The organism is Mariniflexile ostreae, from assembly GCF_042427585.1.
GTDB classification, from domain to species: Bacteria; Bacteroidota; Bacteroidia; order Flavobacteriales; family Flavobacteriaceae; genus Pseudalgibacter; species Pseudalgibacter ostreae.
The window spans coordinates 1-15,047 of the sequence record NZ_JBHMFC010000010.1; the positions used below are offsets into that span (position 1 = coordinate 1).

The following is a 15,047-nucleotide window of genomic DNA, read 5'->3' on the forward strand; positions in this document are numbered from 1 at the left end:
GAATTATACTAAACCAATTTTTAGCTATATTTGAAAACAGGATTAAACTATAAATAATTTAACCCTGAAATTTTGAACTTACACAGATTTTAGGATAGTGTCTTAACGAGTTCTATATAGGCTCTTTTAGCGTCTTCTTCACTGATGCTTTTTATCTGAAATAGGGCATTAGTTTTGAAAGCATTTATAATAGGCGTTTTACTACTGGGTCTTCCGTAATTATTGGTTGCTTTTTTATAATACGCATACAGTCTTAATAAAAAGTCTGCTGGGAAAGACTCTTCATATGCGTTGATGCGATCTACAGCATCTTGAAACTCTTTTTCTAAGGCGTCTTTATTCATTGATTTCTGCAATAATACTTTCTCCACCGCGTACCTTCTGGTTAAGCTGTACTTTTATATTTGAATTTAATGGTAAAAATAAATCTACTCGTGATCCAAATTTTATAAATCCAGATTCACCACCTTGTAGAGCAACATCATCAACTTTTGCATAATTAACAATACGCTTGGCTAAAGCCCCAGCAATTTGCCTGTGCAATACTTTTCCATAGCGTTCATTTTCTACCACTACAGTGGTACGCTCATTTTCTTCACTAGCTTTGGGATGCCATGCCACTAAAAATTTTCCTGGATGATATTTACTAAAAACAACCTTCCCTCCAATAGGGTATCGTGTTACATGTACGTTAACAGGCGACATAAATACGCTTACTTGGATACGTTTATCCTTGAAATATTCATTTTCTTCAACCTCTTCTATTACCACAACTTTGCCATCTACAGGAGAAATCACCTGGAGCTCATTTAGGGCTGTACGTCGTTTAGGGTTTCTAAAAAACTGTAGAATTAGAATTAAGAATAGTAATAGAACCACCATAATTGTAGTTCGAACCCATTGTACAGCAACAAAGCTGTCTATTAATAAAAAGGCAGCCACCACAATGCCAAATGTTACCAATATAATTTTATGGCCTTCTTTATGAAACATAATGTATAATTCTTAAAAATAAATATATAAAAGGTGCAGCAAAAATAATGCTGTCCAATCGATCTAATAAACCTCCATGACCTGGCATAATAATACCACTGTCCTTTACATCTGCTTGGCGTTTAAATTTAGACTCTATCAGATCGCCCAAAGTGCCAAATACACTAACAACGATAGCTAAAATAAGCCAACTTGTAAAATTTAAAGTTTCGGTAAAGGTAGCAATAAAATAACTGGCAATACAGGAAAAGAACAAACCGCCCAAGAAACCTTCAACTGTTTTTTTAGGAGATATTTTTTCAAAAAGTTTTTGTTTGCCAAGATTTTTTCCAACTAAAAAAGCAAAGGTATCATTAACCCAGACCAAAATAAACGAGCCCAATAAAATATTAGAATTGTACGGTTGTTGATAATTGGCTATTAAAATTAAAAAGATAAATGCACTCGAAATATAAAAAGTAGTAATGATAAACTGTTTGGAACTAAAAAGAGCAGTTTTTTTTCTTGAAAACAGGTCTTTTATTAAAAAGAGTTCTACAAATATGGTAATTACTAAAAGGATTTGAATGGCTTCTTGTAAACCTTGATGCTCTTCCATCACAAACTTCCAATACCCAAAAGCCAAATATAAAACGATGAAAATAACATAAGGAATATAGCTTTTAAGCTGAATAAGCTTAATAAATTCTCCCATGCAAATGAGGCCAAATACAAAAAACAGAACGATTAAAGCGTGCTCAAACTGAAGTGAAATCAGCAATAGTAGGATATAGACCAATCCAGAACATGAGCGTATCAAGATTTCTTTCATGAGGTAATAAGGCTTTGGTTGTATGAAGTCACAATTATAATGCTGTTATTTTTAAATTTGGATCTGTTTTTAATAATCTTCTAATAACAGCAAATATAAGTTTTTTGAGCTACTACCGTAACTTAAAAAGTCTTTATCGTCTCCCGATTTAAAATGCTTAATTGTTGTAATATTTGTAGGAATGGTTTTCTTGTTTTTTGATTTGATAGCTCTTAATCCTTCACCAATATTTTCTACAATCTGGCTTGTGGTAGCGAAAACAATAAAATGATCGGGAAGTTCTAATAATTTTTTTTCAAGTATTTGATTGGAACAAATTAGCAGAGAGCCATCATTTGCAATTAGGTTTTCACAGGTAGTAAGAATAAATGTAGAGTCTCCTATTTTTTTTGTAATATTTAAATTGGAATCTTTGAATTTGTCTTTTAGGTTGTCATCAAAAACAAGTGTTTGCTTATCGGCCCAGTTGTTCTCATTTATAATATTATGCAAAGACTGAAAGGTTTCGTTCAAATCTTCACAATATAAAAATTTTCCTCCGTTGGCTTTAAAGTTAATAGTGAATCTTTCGTCAATAGGCAACTTGACCTCGGGCATGTATTTACCTCTATCCTCAGATTTTACTTCTTTTTTTCCTGGTTCTGAAATGGACCCAAATAATTTTCTAAAAAGACTCATTTAATTAATTGCTATTAACTCCGTTTATTAGGCAATTATCAAAGATAAAAAATCTTAAATTAACCATGCGATTAATTTAAGATTTTTACTAAAAGCTTAACAAAGTATCAATAGAATCTATTCTTTTGGTACTTTAATGTCTTCTTGTTCTTCTTTGTCGAAAGCACGCTTACCAAATATTTTTTCTAGATTATCCTTAAAGATAACTTCCTTTTCAAGTAGTACTGTAGCTAGCTCTGTAAGTTTGTCTTTATTCTCTTCAAGTAACTTAATAGCTCTTTGGTACTGTGTTTCAATAATATGCGATATTTCGTTATCAATTAACTCTGCGGTTTTTTCGCTATAGGGTTTTGTAAAGCCATATTCGTTTTGTCCTGAAGAATCATAATAGGTAAGATTTCCAACTTTATCACTTAGCCCATATATCGTAACCATTGCTCTTGCCTGTTTCGTGACTTTCTCTAAATCACTAAGGGCCCCTGTAGAAATTTTATTGAAAATTACTTTTTCTGCAGCACGGCCGCCCAATGCAGCACACATTTCATCAAGCATTTGCTCTGGATGCACAATAAGACGTTCTTCTGGTAGATACCAAGCAGCGCCAAGAGAACGACCTCTAGGTACAATAGTGACTTTTACCAAAGGTGCTGCGTGTTCCAATACCCAGCTTATAGTGGCGTGGCCAGCTTCGTGGAAAGCCACTGCTTTTTTCTCGTTAGGAGTAATAATTTTATTTTTCTTTTCTAAACCACCAATAATTCTATCTACTGCATCAAGAAAATCTTGTCTGTCGACCTCTTTTTTACCATTTCTGGCAGCAATTAATGCTGCTTCATTACAAACATTCGCTATATCTGCACCAGAGAAACCTGGTGTTTGTTTAGAAAGAAAATCAAGATCTAAGTCCTTTGCTTTTTTTAGTGGTCTTAAATGAACCTCAAAAATCTCTTTACGCTCCCGAATATCTGGTAAATCTACATAAATCTGTCTATCAAAACGTCCCGCTCGCATTAAAGCTTTATCTAAGATATCGGCTCTATTAGTGGCTGCTAATACGATAACGTTGGCGTTTGTGCCAAATCCATCCATTTCTGTTAACAACTGGTTAAGCGTGTTTTCACGTTCGTCGTTGCTTCCAGACATGGCGTTTTTACCTCTGGCACGGCCAATAGCGTCAATTTCATCTATAAATATGATGGATGGTGATTTTTCTTTAGCTTGTTTAAATAAGTCACGTACTCTTGAAGCTCCAACACCTACAAACATCTCTACGAAATCTGAACCTGATAAAGAGAAGAAAGGCACTTTAGCTTCGCCAGCGACTGCTCTTGCCAATAGTGTTTTTCCTGTTCCAGGAGGGCCAACCAGTAAGGCTCCCTTTGGTATTTTTCCACCTAGAGACGTGTATTTTTCAGGATATTTAAGAAAATCTACAATTTCTTGCACTTCTTCTTTAGCGCCTTCAAGACCAGCAACATCTTTAAAAGATGTTTTAACATCAGTGTTTTGATCAAAAAGTTTTGCTTTAGATTTTCCAATATTAAATATTTGACCACCGGCACCGCCACCAGCACCACCAGACATACGTCTCATGATAAAAATCCAGACCCCTATCAATAATATAAAAGGTAATATACCTAGTAAGAAGTCTCCTAAATGGTTTTCTTCGGTAGTATAAATAGGCTCTAATACAAGGTTTTCTTCTTTGATAGTTTGATCTAATTGATTTTCAAAATTTTGTAAATCTCCAAATTCAAACTTATAATTAGGTAACTTGGTAGAAGAGGGGATAAAAGTAGAAGGCTTCGATTTTTTATGAACCTCCTTTTCCATAGCTTCTCGGGTAAGATATACCTTTGCTACACGCTTATTTACAATTTCAACTTTTTCTACATCACCATCTTTTACAAATTGAAAAAATTGTGTAGGATTGGTAAGATTGTCTTCTTCGTATCCACTATTGCCAAAAACGGACATTGCGATTAAAAGCGCTATTATAATTCCGTAAATCCAATAAGGACTAAATTTTGGTTTGTTCTCTTTTATGTTTTTTTTATCTTTTGCCATGCTTATTTTTTAGTAGCTTGTTTCAATTGTAGTTGTTTTCGCATCGCCCCAAAGGCCTTCAATATCATAATAGTCTCTAATATGCTTTTGAAATACGTGAACCACTACGTTTACATAATCAACCAAAACCCATTCTGCATTGTCTTCGCCTTCAACATGCCAAGGGTGGTCTTTAAGCTCTTTGCTGACTTTTTTTTGTATTGAACTAACAATAGCGTTTACTTGTGTGTTGGAAGATCCTTCACAAATTATGAAGTAATCACAAACCGTGTTTTCAATAGTTCGTAAATCTAGGATGTTTATCTTTTTACCTTTAACATCTTCTATACCACTTAAAATTGATGTTATTAATTGGTCTGCGTTTATATTTTCTTTCGCCATTAATTTGATTTAATTTGTGCAAAGTTATTATTTTTTTAGTTCTTTATAGTTTAAAAAAATCATAAGATTTTACACTAAAAAAAACAACTTGAATATGCGTATAATCAAACTTAGTGCCATCGATTCTACTAATAGCTATTTAAGACGGCTAGGCAGTGAATTTGTTCTGGACGATTATACTATAGTGAGTGCAGAAAAGCAAACGGAAGGTCGTGGTCAAATGGGGGCCGTTTGGGATGCTGAAGGCTCTAAAAACCTTACCTTTAGTGTCTTTAAAGATATGTCGATGTTAGAATTAGACTATCCTTTCTTGATTAGTATAGTGGCTTCCTTATCGGTTTTTAAAGCTTTAGAAGATTTAAATATTCCGAAATTAAGCGTTAAATGGCCTAACGACATTTTGTCAGCTAACAAAAAAATATGTGGAATATTGATAGAAAGTGTCATAAAACGAAATCGTTTAAAGTCTTCGATAGTTGGTATTGGTTTGAATGTTAACCAAACCGTTTTTAATAATTTCACTCATGCATCATCTTTAACGCTTATCACGGGACAAGTTTTTGATTTAGAGATTCTTTTGTTGGCTGTGATTGAAAAATTAAAAGCATATTTTTGTGTTCTAGAAAATGGTGAGCATGCGATTTTGACGGCAGAATATGAGAAATACTTGTTTAGAAAAGACAAGCCCTCAAGTTTTAAGGATGCTAAGGGGCAAATTTTTACAGGTATTATAAAACGCGTATCACCATCGGGCCATCTCCAGGTTTTAGTGGAAAATCGGCGTATCAAGGAATTTGATATTAAGGAAATTACACTGCTTTATTAAACAGCTTTAGGGATATTGGTAGCCAAAGTTTCTATTAATTTTGAGATGGGGCCTTTTATCATCATGGCCATCATGCTATTAATATTGCCGCTAAAGGCTAATTGGACTTCGCTTGATTCTGGTCCTGTTTCTTGAATATGACTTGTGAGAGAAAAATCTATTTTCCCGCCAGCAGCTCCTAATATGATTTTGTTAGGAGGCACAGTTTCTTTTTTTTCAAGAACGATTTCTGGCATACCCTTAAGAGCAAATAGAAACTTATCTTTTTCTAAAAGTTCAAATTTACTAATGTTTTCAGGCATTAGCGATTCAAAGTTTTTTACATCCGATAAAAATTCAAAAACGTCTTGAGGCGATTTTGGTACACTTACCTTAGGGGATTCTAAATTCATCATCACTGTTTTTTTTTGTTAAGCGGCCCTACTTGTTTTTTAAATTTAAAAATGAAACAAGTAGGGCAACATACTATAATTTAATTAAAGCGCAGACCATTCACTAGGATTGGTGTTCCATTCGCTTAATGTCTTTAGTTCTTTTTCAGAAATGTATTTTGTTTCCAAAGCTTGTTCTAGTAAACTGTCATAATTGCCCAAGGTTTGTAAAAACACATTTTCTTTTTCGAAATTTTTAGCAGCAATATCAAAACCATAAGTAAAAATAGCAATCATGCCTTTTACGTTTAGATTAGCTTCTCTTAAGGCACGTACAGCGTTCAGGCTGCTTTTTCCTGTACTAATTAGGTCTTCTACCACAACTACATTTTGTCCGTCTTGAACAAAGCCTTCAATTTGGTTTTGTCTTCCATGCCCTTTTGGCTCAGGTCTTACATATATAAAAGGTAGGCCCATATATTCGGCAACTAAGATGCCAATACCAATAGCTCCTGTGGCCACTCCAGCGATTACATCGGGTTTGCCGTATTCTTTTTCAATTTGTTTGGCCATCGTTTCCCGAATGTAATTTCGTATCATAGGAAAGGATAGGGTAATTCTATTGTCACAATAAATAGGCGACTTCCAGCCAGAGGCCCAAGTAAAAGGTTCTTGAGGACTTAGTTTTATAGCGTTAATTTGCAATAAAACCTCGGCGGTCTTTTTAGCAGTATCTTTATTAAAAATCATAAGGCAAAATTAAACATTAATTTAGTTTTTTTGAGTTCTTTTTATAATATGAATTGAAATAATTTTTTAACAATGCTTGGTTTCTCTCTAAAAATGATATTTTTACCAAACTAAAATGTTGTAATATATATGTATAAAGTTTTTGTAAACGACAAACCTATCGTTTTAACAACTGAAGTTGAGGAAGAAACTTATTTTAAGAATTATGATCTTAAGAAAGTAGATTTAGGCAAAGTCATTAGAAAACTTAATAACACGAAGCTTAAAGAAGCCCGGCTCATTCATCATAAAAAAGAAAAACTAATAAAAAAGTTTTTAAAAAAGCTTCCAAACGTTGTTGCTGGAGGAGGTAAGGTGTATAATGATGAGGGCGATATTTTATTTATCTACAGAAATGATAAATGGGATCTGCCCAAAGGAAAAACGGAGGGTATTGAATCTATAGAAAAAACGGCTATTCGAGAGGTTATGGAAGAGACTGGGGTAGCGGGCTTGGAAATAACCAAACCCTTAAATACTACTTACCATATTTTTAAACGTAACGGTCGCTATAAAATAAAGGTGACCTATTGGTTTGAGATGAAAACTTCTTTTAAAGGGGTGCTTTACCCTCAAGAAGAGGAAGGGATTACCGAGGTGGCGTGGCTTAATAAAAAGAAAGCTAAAAAAGCCCTTAAAAATTCTTATGCCAACATAAAAGAGTTGATGTGAGGATGTTTTTAAAGTACTTGTCTTTGTTTTTTTTACATATAAGAGTTCCGTTTACTGCTTTAAATGCATTTATTTACAAACGGTAAGGCATTAAAGTTCCATCCGTTTTTTATTCTCGTTATTTTATAAAATGCAACTTTAATAATACGCTACAAATGATTAACTTTGTATTCTCAAAATTAAAAACGAATTATGTTTAATAATTTAAGCGATAAATTAGATAAAGCGTTACATGTTCTTAAAGGTCATGGAAGCATCACAGAAGTAAACGTAGCAGAGACTTTAAAGGAAGTGCGCCGTGCTTTATTGGATGCCGATGTTAACTTTAAAATAGCAAAGGAGTTTACCAATAAGGTCAAGGAAAAAGCACTAGGTCAAAATGTTTTGACAACACTGCAGCCCGGACAATTAATGGTTAAGATTGTTAAGGACGAGCTAACAGAATTGATGGGGGGCGATGCCGAAGGTATCAATTTGTCTGGAACCCCTAGTGTTATTTTAATGTCTGGTTTACAAGGGTCTGGTAAAACGACTTTTTCTGGAAAACTCGCTAATTTTCTAAAAAATAAAAAATCCAAGAAACCACTTTTGGTAGCTTGTGATGTGTATCGTCCTGCAGCAATTGATCAACTACATGTGGTTGGGGATCAAATAGGTGTTGAAGTTTTTAGTGATAAGGGGAATAATGACCCGGTAGCTATTTCTAAAGCAGCAATAGCCCATGCGAAAGCGAATGGGTTTAATGTGGTTATTATTGATACCGCGGGGCGTTTAGCTGTGGATCAAGCGATGATGACAGAGATATCAAACATCCATACAGCAATCCAACCGCAGGAAACTTTATTTGTGGTAGATGCTATGACCGGACAAGATGCCGTGAATACAGCAAAAGCCTTTAATGATATTTTAAATTTTGACGGGGTTATCCTTACTAAATTAGATGGGGATACTCGTGGTGGTGCAGCCATTTCTATTAAATCTGTGGTTAATAAGCCTATTAAATTTATAGGTACAGGTGAGAAAATGGAGGCGATTGATGTGTTTTACCCATCACGTATGGCAGACCGTATTCTTGGAATGGGCGACGTGGTGTCTTTGGTTGAACGAGCACAAGAGCAGTTTGATGAGGAAGAGGCGCGTAACCTTCAAAAGAAAATCGCCAAAAATCAATTTGGTTTTGACGATTTCTTGAAACAAATCCAGCAAATTAAAAAAATGGGAAACATGAAAGACCTTATGGGTATGATTCCTGGTGCTGGAAAAATGATGAAAGATATTGATATTGATGATGATGCTTTTAAAGGCATAGAAGCAATTATCCATTCTATGACGCCACAAGAAAGAGCTAATCCAGCGGTGATAAACGGTAGTAGAAAAAAACGTATAGGAAAGGGTTCGGGTACTTCAGTGCAAGAAGTAAATCAATTGCTTAAACAATTCAACCAGATGAGTAAGATGATGAAGATGATGCAAGGTGGTGGCGGTAAAAAAATGATGCAGATGATGCAAAATATGCGTTAGCATTTTAGACTTTTAAAGTTTGAAATAAACAATAAAAAAAGACTGATAAAAAAAGAAACTTAGCGATTTTACGAGAAACAATCGTGCATTCGTGGCGAGAATTTAATTAATATGATAATTTTAGACGGTAAAAAAGTAAGCAACGATATCAAGAATGAAATCGCTGAACATGTAAAATCAATGGTTTCTAAAGGTGAGAAAGTGCCACATTTAGCTGCTATTCTTGTAGGGACTGATGGCGCAAGTATGACCTATGTTAACGCTAAGGTAAAAGCATGCGAGCGTATTGGGTTTCATTCTACACTTATAGATTTACCTGCCGATACTTCAGAAAAAGAATTGCTTGAGAATATCAAGAATTTGAATGCAGACGATAACATAGATGGCTTTATCGTACAACTGCCATTGCCCAATCATATTGATGAGCAAAACGTTTTAATGGCCGTGCATCCAGATAAAGATGTAGATGGTTTTCATCCTACAAACGTTGGTAAAATGGCTTTGGATTTGCCTACTTTTTTACCGGCAACTCCTTACGGAATTCTAGAATTATTAGAACGATATCAGGTAGAAACCTCTGGAAAACATGTTGTGGTTATGGGAAGAAGCCATATTGTTGGCCGCCCTATGAGTATATTGATGAGTCAAAAAAGAAAAGCCGGAGACGCTACTGTTACGGTGGTGCACAGCAGGACCAAGAACTTACAGGAGATTACTAAAACGGCAGATATTATTGTGGCAGCTATTGGTATTTCTGAGTTTTTAAAGGGAGACATGGTTAAAGATGGGGTGGTTATTATTGATGTAGGTATTACACGTGTGCCAGATCCAAGCAAAGCTAATGGCTATAGATTGGCCGGCGATGTTGATTTTGAAAGTGTTAGTAAAAAAGCAAGTTATATCACACCTGTGCCTGGAGGTGTGGGACCTATGACTATTGCGATGTTGCTTAAAAACACCTTATTGGCACGCGAACGTCGGTTGTTATAACCGTAAATTGTTATAGAGCATTTGTTTTAAAATCAATAGGCTTTACGTTTTTTAAGCACAAACGGTAAGCGCTTTAAACGAACAATCTAAATAGGAGGAAGGCAGCAGACTATACTTAAGGCTTTCTGCGAGATGTTTCTGCCTTCTTGTTATGGGTTTTTGCAGAATCCTCTAAAAGGATGTTCAATTGAGTAAATTCTTGCTCGGTCAATTCGCGATACTCGCCTAAAGGCATGTCCATTTTGATATTCATAATCCGGATACGCTGTAAAGCTTCAACTTCATAATTTAAATATTCGCACATCCGGCGTATCTGTCTGTTTAATCCTTGCGTTAGAATGATACGGAACTCATACGTGCTTAGTTTTTCGACAACACATTTTTTAGTAGTTTTATTTAAGTCGGCAAGAGGAATACCGCCTCCCATGCGTTCTATAAACGTTTGCGAGATAGGTTTGTCTACCTTTACGATATATTCTTTTTCATGATCATTATTTCCTCTCAGGATTTTATTTACGATATCGCCATCGTCGGTTAAGAGTATTAAGCCTTCACTGGGTTTATCAAGTCTGCCAATTGGAAAAATACGCTTGGGATAATTGATGTAATCTATAATATTATCTTTTTCTACAGAAGTATCTGTGGTGCAAACAATGCCAACAGGTTTATTAAAAGCTAAGTAAACAAAAGCTTCTTTTGTGTTTTTAATTTCATTCCCATCTACATGTACCACGTCATTTGGAGCTATTTTAGTTCCCATTTCAGGTACTGTACCATTAATGGTAACACGTCCTGCTTCAATGAGCTTGTCTGCTTCCCGACGCGAACAGTACCCTACTTCACTTAAAAATTTATTAATGCGCTTAAGATTGTTTTCCATGCTGCAAAGATATAAAGTTTAATGGTTAATAAACTCTTGAATTTGTAAAGAAACCGATTCATCCTGTAAAGAATGTCCTAAACCTCTGGTGACGATAAGGGTGCTGTTTTTTAAGCTTTTTTTAATAAGTAATGCATCGGGAAAGGGAATGCTATCATCGTTTTTATCGTGAATGACCAATCCTTGTGTCCTATTGTTTTTTAGGTTTTTTGATGTAGAAAATGCTTCTGGTGGAAAGCCTAGGCATTTGGTAATTGTCTTGTCCAGTTCGGTAGCAATTCGTTTGTTGTAGCCCATCATTTTAATATAACGTGCCACAACATCTGTATAGTGGCAAGGTGCCCCTAATAGTACTAGTTTTTTAATGTTTTTAATATGGTGTTGCCAAATTGAAAAAACGCTTGCCATTCCTCCCATAGAATGGGCTATTATAATGTGAGGATTAAAGTGCTGGGACACCACTTTAATATACGTTGCATACAAAGCCACATTAAAAATTTTGCTACCCGACTTTCCGTGCGCTGGAGCGTCTAACGCAATAATATTAAAGCCTTTTTTTTGTAATCCTAAAATAATATCCATCCATCTTCCGGCATTACTTTCCCAGCCATGCACTAAGAGAACAGTGCTTTTGTGCCCTGCCCACCTATAAGTCATAATGGAATTGTTTTTGTAAAACAAAACTTCAGTAGATCCGGATTTTAAAAACAGAGACTGCTCTGGTGTAATCTGTCCTTTTCTAGGAACAGAGAATAATTTTAAAGCAATTTTAGCAGCTTTTTCAGAAGAAAAAACACTTAGAATATTTAAAAAGAATCCAATAATTTTGGGGAGCATATTTTAATAAAAAAACTTAGAGTTTACTAATCATTATTTCATAGGCTTCTTCTTTATCATTCCGCCTTTTAAATCTTTTACAGTGCCCATAATGATAAAGGCTTTTGCATCAATTTTATCAATTTCGGTTTGTAACTTCGTGAGTTCTAAACGGGTTACAACGGTATAGACGATATCTTTATCATAACTTTCTCCATTTGCACCATAACCACCTTTACCTGAGTAAATGGTACAGGCACGTCTCAAGTTTTTGGTAATCATAAGCCTTATTTCTTCATGTTTTTCTGAAATAACCGTTACCCCAACATATTCTTCAACGCCATCTACAACAAAGTCAACAGTTTTAGCTGCGGCTAAATATGTTAAAATTGCATATAGAGCCGTTTCAACAGAAAGAATATAAGCACCAACAGAAAAAATTATGATGTTAATGAGGAAAAGTACATCTCCAATGGTTAAAGCTAGTTTCCGACTTAAATAGATGGCTAATACTTCGGTGCCATCCAAAACACTTCCACCACGCATGGCCATGCCAATACCCAAACCTAAAAAGAAGCCTCCAAAAACAGCAATAAGTAATTTGTCGTCTGTAATAAGGGGGTAATCTATAAAATGCACTACCAGTGCTAAAATTGCAATAGATATAAAACTACGAATTGCGAATTTCAGGTTGAATGTACGGGAGGCTAAGATTAAAAATGGCAAATTCACTAATACCAATAAATAACTTAAATCGAATTTAGTAACATATTCCAATAAAAGCGATATGCCCGTTGCACCACCATCAATAAAATTATTGGGCAATAAAAAACCTCTTAAACCGAATCCTGCAGAGAAGACACCAATAATAATAAATACATACTCTTTTAGGGCATGTCTTAATTCGACATGCAGTTTTCTTACTAAAGGCACTATTTGTTTTTTGCTTACAGGCGTTTTAGAGTCTTTCGACTTGAGCCTGTTCTGTGCAATGTCAACTAATATTTTTAATAAGAGAGGATTCATTTAGTGTGTTGGATTAATTCCAGTTTATAAAAAAGTATTTGATTTTGGCGTGTTCTGGTATATGTATGGCTTCAATTTTTAAATCCATATCAAAACGTAGGTTTGAAGGCAACTCTTTTTTATCGATGGTAAATGCCGCATTGATTTCATTTACAGAAACAACCACCGAGTTAATTAAATTATCGATTCCAGAGATTTTATAGTTATTCGAAATGTCCTTAAAGGTACTTAGCGACGAAACGTTTTTTTTCGTTACAAAGCGGGGATCCAAAATACGAACGCTATTAATTACTGCGATAGAATCGGGAGCATGGCTTGATGTTAAACTTAATAAAGGCTTGCCTCCTTTTTCGAAAATTTCAATATGGTTGGTATTGCCCATAAACCGGTTGTCGTTACCTGTCCTTACAATAGAATCTTTGCTGTAAATAGTTTTAAGGTTTTGGACTAAGGTGGAATCGGTAAGTAATCCTACATGGTGTTTGCCTACTTCAAAAGGATTTTGTTCTTTCTGACAGCTAGATAAAAAAAGACATAAAAGAATGAAGCTTAAAAATGATTTTTGCATTATTTACGATTGATTTTAAGTTTAAAAATGATATGTTTTTGTCTTATTTTTTTAAGACTTTGCTAAGTATCCCGAAAACACTGCGAACAAAAGTAGCGCTGGTAAGTACTTTTACAATTGGGTTCATCCTAGTGCTGCTACGAGTACTTCGCTTTTTGGTTTCTGCTTTTTTTAGTTTTTCTTGTTCCTGCCGAACTTTCTCTTGGGCTTCTTCGGCTTCAGCTTCTGCTATTTTTTTATTTAGCATCTCGTAAGCGCTTTCCCTATCCACGGTGGTATTGTATTTTTTTACCAGTCTGGAATTTAAGAACAATGCCTTTAATTCGCTATCTGTTAATATGTCCATCCTGCTCATAGGGGCCCGCATCATTGTAGCGGCAAGTGGTGTAGGGCGGCCTTTTTCATCTAAAGCAGACACTAAAGCTTCTCCAGTGCCCAAGGATGTTAATATTTCTGTAGTATTATAGTATTCAGAATCTGGGTAGTTCTGCGCAGTTAGTTTTATGGCCTTTCGGTCTTTTGCTGTAAAAGCTCTTAAAGCATGTTGGATTTTTAAGCCTAACTGACCTAATACCGCTTCGGGAACATCGGTAGGATTTTGGGTAACAAAATATAGGCCAACCCCTTTACTGCGTATTAATTTTACAATGCTTTCTATTTGGTTTAAAAGTGCTTTAGAGGCTTCATTAAAAATTAAATGGGCCTCGTCTATAAATATAACAAGCTCCGGACGGTCGCTATCACCTTGTTCTGGAAACGTGGAATAGATTTCTGCCAGTAAACTAAGCATAAAAGTAGAAAAGAGCTTTGGTCTATCTTGAATATCTGTTAGTCTAAGGATATTGATATAACCTCTACCATCTTCATCAATTCTTAACAAATCTTGTGTATCAAAGGACGTTTCGCCAAAAAACAAATCGGCTCCTTGTTGTTCCAGTGCTACCACTTTACGTAAAATGGCACCAGTAGAGGCTGTGGATATTCTACCATAAGCCTCATCAAACTCTTTTTTACCTTCTTGAGTAGCGTATTGTAATATTTTTTTAAAATCCTTTAAATCGAGAATAGGGTAATGGTTATGGTCGCAATATTGAAAAATAACAGCCACAACACCAGATTGCGTTTCAGATAAATCTAAAATTCTGGATAGTAAAACGGGGCCGAATTCGCTAACGGTTGCTCTTAACCGTACGCCATCTTGCTCAGAAAGCGTTAATATTTCAACGGGAAACGCTTTGGCTTCAAAAGGAATTCCTATTTTATCATGTCGTTCTTCAATTTTTAAATGGCCCTCACTAGGCTGTGCCAACCCACTTAAGTCGCCCTTAATATCCATAAGCAACACAGGGACTCCTTTGTCGCTTAAGTTTTCTGCCAAAACCTGTAACGTTTTTGTTTTCCCCGTTCCGGTAGCACCGGCAATCAGACCATGACGATTCATGGTTTTTAAAGGAATTTTTACATGCGCTCCCGGAATGGTTTCACCGTTTAACATAGCAGCACCCATAGAGATAAAATCTCCTTTCATGGTATTGCCTTCGTTAATGTGTTTTAAAAAAGTATCCTTTTTACCCATAGGTTATATTTGGCATAAAAATACAGGAAAAATAATAAACGAATAAGGTTTTATAAAAGAAACAAATTTTATTAAAAAGTAT

17 protein-coding genes are annotated in these 15,047 nt (G+C 35.1%); 4 read left to right on the forward strand and 13 right to left on the reverse strand.

Going from position 1 to position 15,047, the window contains the following annotated elements; translation table 11 throughout:
• Positions 1 to 89 precede the first annotated feature (89 nt).
• From ACFFU9_RS03355 to rsfS, 6 genes are all read right to left on the reverse strand, one after another.
• Positions 90 to 344, reverse strand: coding sequence for an acyl-CoA-binding protein (locus tag ACFFU9_RS03355; protein WP_379859959.1), 255 nt, complete (start codon positions 342 to 344; stop codon positions 90 to 92).
• Positions 337 to 993, reverse strand: a complete 657-nt coding sequence (locus ACFFU9_RS03360; RefSeq protein ID WP_379859960.1) for a phosphatidylserine decarboxylase family protein — start codon at positions 991 to 993, stop codon at positions 337 to 339. The genes ACFFU9_RS03355 and ACFFU9_RS03360 overlap by 8 nt, the downstream gene beginning before the upstream one ends.
• The gene (locus ACFFU9_RS03365) at positions 983 to 1,804 is read right to left on the reverse strand and encodes a phosphatidate cytidylyltransferase (protein ID WP_379859961.1); all 822 of its coding nucleotides are present in this window, start codon (positions 1,802 to 1,804) and stop codon (positions 983 to 985) included. Before ACFFU9_RS03365 ends, ACFFU9_RS03360 begins: the two co-directional genes overlap by 11 nt.
• 69 nt (positions 1,805 to 1,873) lie before the next feature.
• On the reverse strand, positions 1,874 to 2,482 hold the full coding sequence (locus ACFFU9_RS03370) for an LUD domain-containing protein (protein ID WP_379859962.1): 609 nt from the start codon (positions 2,480 to 2,482) through the stop codon (positions 1,874 to 1,876).
• Positions 2,483 to 2,599: 117 nt separating this feature from the next.
• Positions 2,600 to 4,549 (reverse strand): ATP-dependent zinc metalloprotease FtsH, encoded by a 1,950-nt coding sequence (gene ftsH, locus ACFFU9_RS03375; protein WP_379859963.1) that lies wholly within the window; start codon positions 4,547 to 4,549, stop codon positions 2,600 to 2,602.
• Between the two features lie 9 nt (positions 4,550 to 4,558).
• Positions 4,559 to 4,930, reverse strand: a complete 372-nt coding sequence (gene rsfS / locus ACFFU9_RS03380) for a ribosome silencing factor (protein ID WP_379859964.1) — start codon at positions 4,928 to 4,930, stop codon at positions 4,559 to 4,561.
• A gap of 94 nt (positions 4,931 to 5,024) precedes the next feature.
• Here rsfS and ACFFU9_RS03385 point away from each other — a divergent pair, with 94 nt between their 5' ends.
• On the forward strand, positions 5,025 to 5,756 hold the full coding sequence (locus ACFFU9_RS03385; protein WP_379859965.1) for a biotin--[acetyl-CoA-carboxylase] ligase: 732 nt from the start codon (positions 5,025 to 5,027) through the stop codon (positions 5,754 to 5,756).
• Here the strand turns inward: ACFFU9_RS03385 and ACFFU9_RS03390 are convergent.
• The gene (locus ACFFU9_RS03390) at positions 5,753 to 6,148 is read right to left on the reverse strand and encodes an SRPBCC family protein (protein WP_379860110.1); all 396 of its coding nucleotides are present in this window, start codon (positions 6,146 to 6,148) and stop codon (positions 5,753 to 5,755) included. The genes ACFFU9_RS03385 and ACFFU9_RS03390 overlap by 4 nt on opposite strands.
• 84 nt (positions 6,149 to 6,232) lie before the next feature.
• On the reverse strand, positions 6,233 to 6,877 hold the full coding sequence (gene pyrE, locus ACFFU9_RS03395) for an orotate phosphoribosyltransferase (RefSeq protein ID WP_379859966.1): 645 nt from the start codon (positions 6,875 to 6,877) through the stop codon (positions 6,233 to 6,235).
• 129 nt (positions 6,878 to 7,006) lie between these two features.
• On the opposite strand from pyrE, the gene ACFFU9_RS03400 reads away from it, so the two are divergent.
• From ACFFU9_RS03400 to folD, 3 genes are all read left to right on the forward strand, one after another.
• Complete coding sequence (locus ACFFU9_RS03400; RefSeq protein ID WP_379859967.1) at positions 7,007 to 7,588, forward strand: NUDIX hydrolase; 582 nt, start codon at positions 7,007 to 7,009, stop codon at positions 7,586 to 7,588.
• A gap of 192 nt (positions 7,589 to 7,780) precedes the next feature.
• Positions 7,781 to 9,109 carry a signal recognition particle protein gene (ffh, locus tag ACFFU9_RS03405; RefSeq protein ID WP_379859968.1) on the forward strand — a complete coding sequence of 443 codons (1,329 nt, stop codon included), beginning with the start codon at positions 7,781 to 7,783 and terminating at the stop codon, positions 9,107 to 9,109.
• Positions 9,110 to 9,220: 111 nt separating this feature from the next.
• Positions 9,221 to 10,099 (forward strand): bifunctional methylenetetrahydrofolate dehydrogenase/methenyltetrahydrofolate cyclohydrolase FolD, encoded by an 879-nt coding sequence (gene folD / locus ACFFU9_RS03410; protein ID WP_379859969.1) that lies wholly within the window; start codon positions 9,221 to 9,223, stop codon positions 10,097 to 10,099.
• 115 nt (positions 10,100 to 10,214) lie between these two features.
• On the opposite strand, the gene rluF is transcribed toward folD, so the two are convergent.
• Genes rluF through ACFFU9_RS03435 form a run of 5 tightly spaced genes read right to left on the reverse strand, consistent with a single transcriptional unit; the run spans position 10,215 to position 14,965 of the window.
• On the reverse strand, positions 10,215 to 10,979 hold the full coding sequence (rluF, locus tag ACFFU9_RS03415; RefSeq protein ID WP_379859970.1) for a 23S rRNA pseudouridine(2604) synthase RluF: 765 nt from the start codon (positions 10,977 to 10,979) through the stop codon (positions 10,215 to 10,217).
• An 18-nt stretch (positions 10,980 to 10,997) separates the two neighbouring features.
• Positions 10,998 to 11,816, reverse strand: a complete 819-nt coding sequence (locus tag ACFFU9_RS03420) for an alpha/beta fold hydrolase (protein ID WP_379859971.1) — start codon at positions 11,814 to 11,816, stop codon at positions 10,998 to 11,000.
• Between the two features lie 33 nt (positions 11,817 to 11,849).
• Complete coding sequence (locus tag ACFFU9_RS03425; protein ID WP_379859972.1) at positions 11,850 to 12,821, reverse strand: YitT family protein; 972 nt, start codon at positions 12,819 to 12,821, stop codon at positions 11,850 to 11,852.
• 13 nt (positions 12,822 to 12,834) lie between these two features.
• Complete coding sequence (locus ACFFU9_RS03430) at positions 12,835 to 13,389, reverse strand: hypothetical protein (protein WP_379859973.1); 555 nt, start codon at positions 13,387 to 13,389, stop codon at positions 12,835 to 12,837.
• Between the two features lie 43 nt (positions 13,390 to 13,432).
• The gene (locus ACFFU9_RS03435; protein ID WP_379859974.1) at positions 13,433 to 14,965 is read right to left on the reverse strand and encodes a helicase HerA-like domain-containing protein; all 1,533 of its coding nucleotides are present in this window, start codon (positions 14,963 to 14,965) and stop codon (positions 13,433 to 13,435) included.
• Positions 14,966 to 15,047: the final 82 nt, after the last annotated feature.

What these genes read in the sequence shown, in the direction of transcription:
- ACFFU9_RS03355 (WP_379859959.1), bottom strand. Translation starts at nt 344, where the DNA reads ATGAATAAAGACGCCTTAGAAAAAGAGTTTCAAGATGCTGTAGATCGC.
- ACFFU9_RS03360 (WP_379859960.1), bottom strand. Translation starts at nt 993, where the DNA reads ATGTTTCATAAAGAAGGCCATAAAATTATATTGGTAACATTTGGCATT.
- ACFFU9_RS03365 (WP_379859961.1), bottom strand. Translation starts at nt 1,804, where the DNA reads ATGAAAGAAATCTTGATACGCTCATGTTCTGGATTGGTCTATATCCTA.
- ACFFU9_RS03370 (WP_379859962.1), bottom strand. Translation starts at nt 2,482, where the DNA reads ATGAGTCTTTTTAGAAAATTATTTGGGTCCATTTCAGAACCAGGAAAA.
- ftsH (WP_379859963.1), bottom strand. Translation starts at nt 4,549, where the DNA reads ATGGCAAAAGATAAAAAAAACATAAAAGAGAACAAACCAAAATTTAGT.
- rsfS (WP_379859964.1), bottom strand. Translation starts at nt 4,930, where the DNA reads ATGGCGAAAGAAAATATAAACGCAGACCAATTAATAACATCAATTTTA.
- ACFFU9_RS03385 (WP_379859965.1), top strand. Translation starts at nt 5,025, where the DNA reads ATGCGTATAATCAAACTTAGTGCCATCGATTCTACTAATAGCTATTTA.
- ACFFU9_RS03390 (WP_379860110.1), bottom strand. Translation starts at nt 6,148, where the DNA reads ATGAATTTAGAATCCCCTAAGGTAAGTGTACCAAAATCGCCTCAAGAC.
- pyrE (WP_379859966.1), bottom strand. Translation starts at nt 6,877, where the DNA reads ATGATTTTTAATAAAGATACTGCTAAAAAGACCGCCGAGGTTTTATTG.
- ACFFU9_RS03400 (WP_379859967.1), top strand. Translation starts at nt 7,007, where the DNA reads ATGTATAAAGTTTTTGTAAACGACAAACCTATCGTTTTAACAACTGAA.
- ffh (WP_379859968.1), top strand. Translation starts at nt 7,781, where the DNA reads ATGTTTAATAATTTAAGCGATAAATTAGATAAAGCGTTACATGTTCTT.
- folD (WP_379859969.1), top strand. Translation starts at nt 9,221, where the DNA reads ATGATAATTTTAGACGGTAAAAAAGTAAGCAACGATATCAAGAATGAA.
- rluF (WP_379859970.1), bottom strand. Translation starts at nt 10,979, where the DNA reads ATGGAAAACAATCTTAAGCGCATTAATAAATTTTTAAGTGAAGTAGGG.
- ACFFU9_RS03420 (WP_379859971.1), bottom strand. Translation starts at nt 11,816, where the DNA reads ATGCTCCCCAAAATTATTGGATTCTTTTTAAATATTCTAAGTGTTTTT.
- ACFFU9_RS03425 (WP_379859972.1), bottom strand. Translation starts at nt 12,821, where the DNA reads ATGAATCCTCTCTTATTAAAAATATTAGTTGACATTGCACAGAACAGG.
- ACFFU9_RS03430 (WP_379859973.1), bottom strand. Translation starts at nt 13,389, where the DNA reads ATGCAAAAATCATTTTTAAGCTTCATTCTTTTATGTCTTTTTTTATCT.
- ACFFU9_RS03435 (WP_379859974.1), bottom strand. Translation starts at nt 14,965, where the DNA reads ATGGGTAAAAAGGATACTTTTTTAAAACACATTAACGAAGGCAATACC.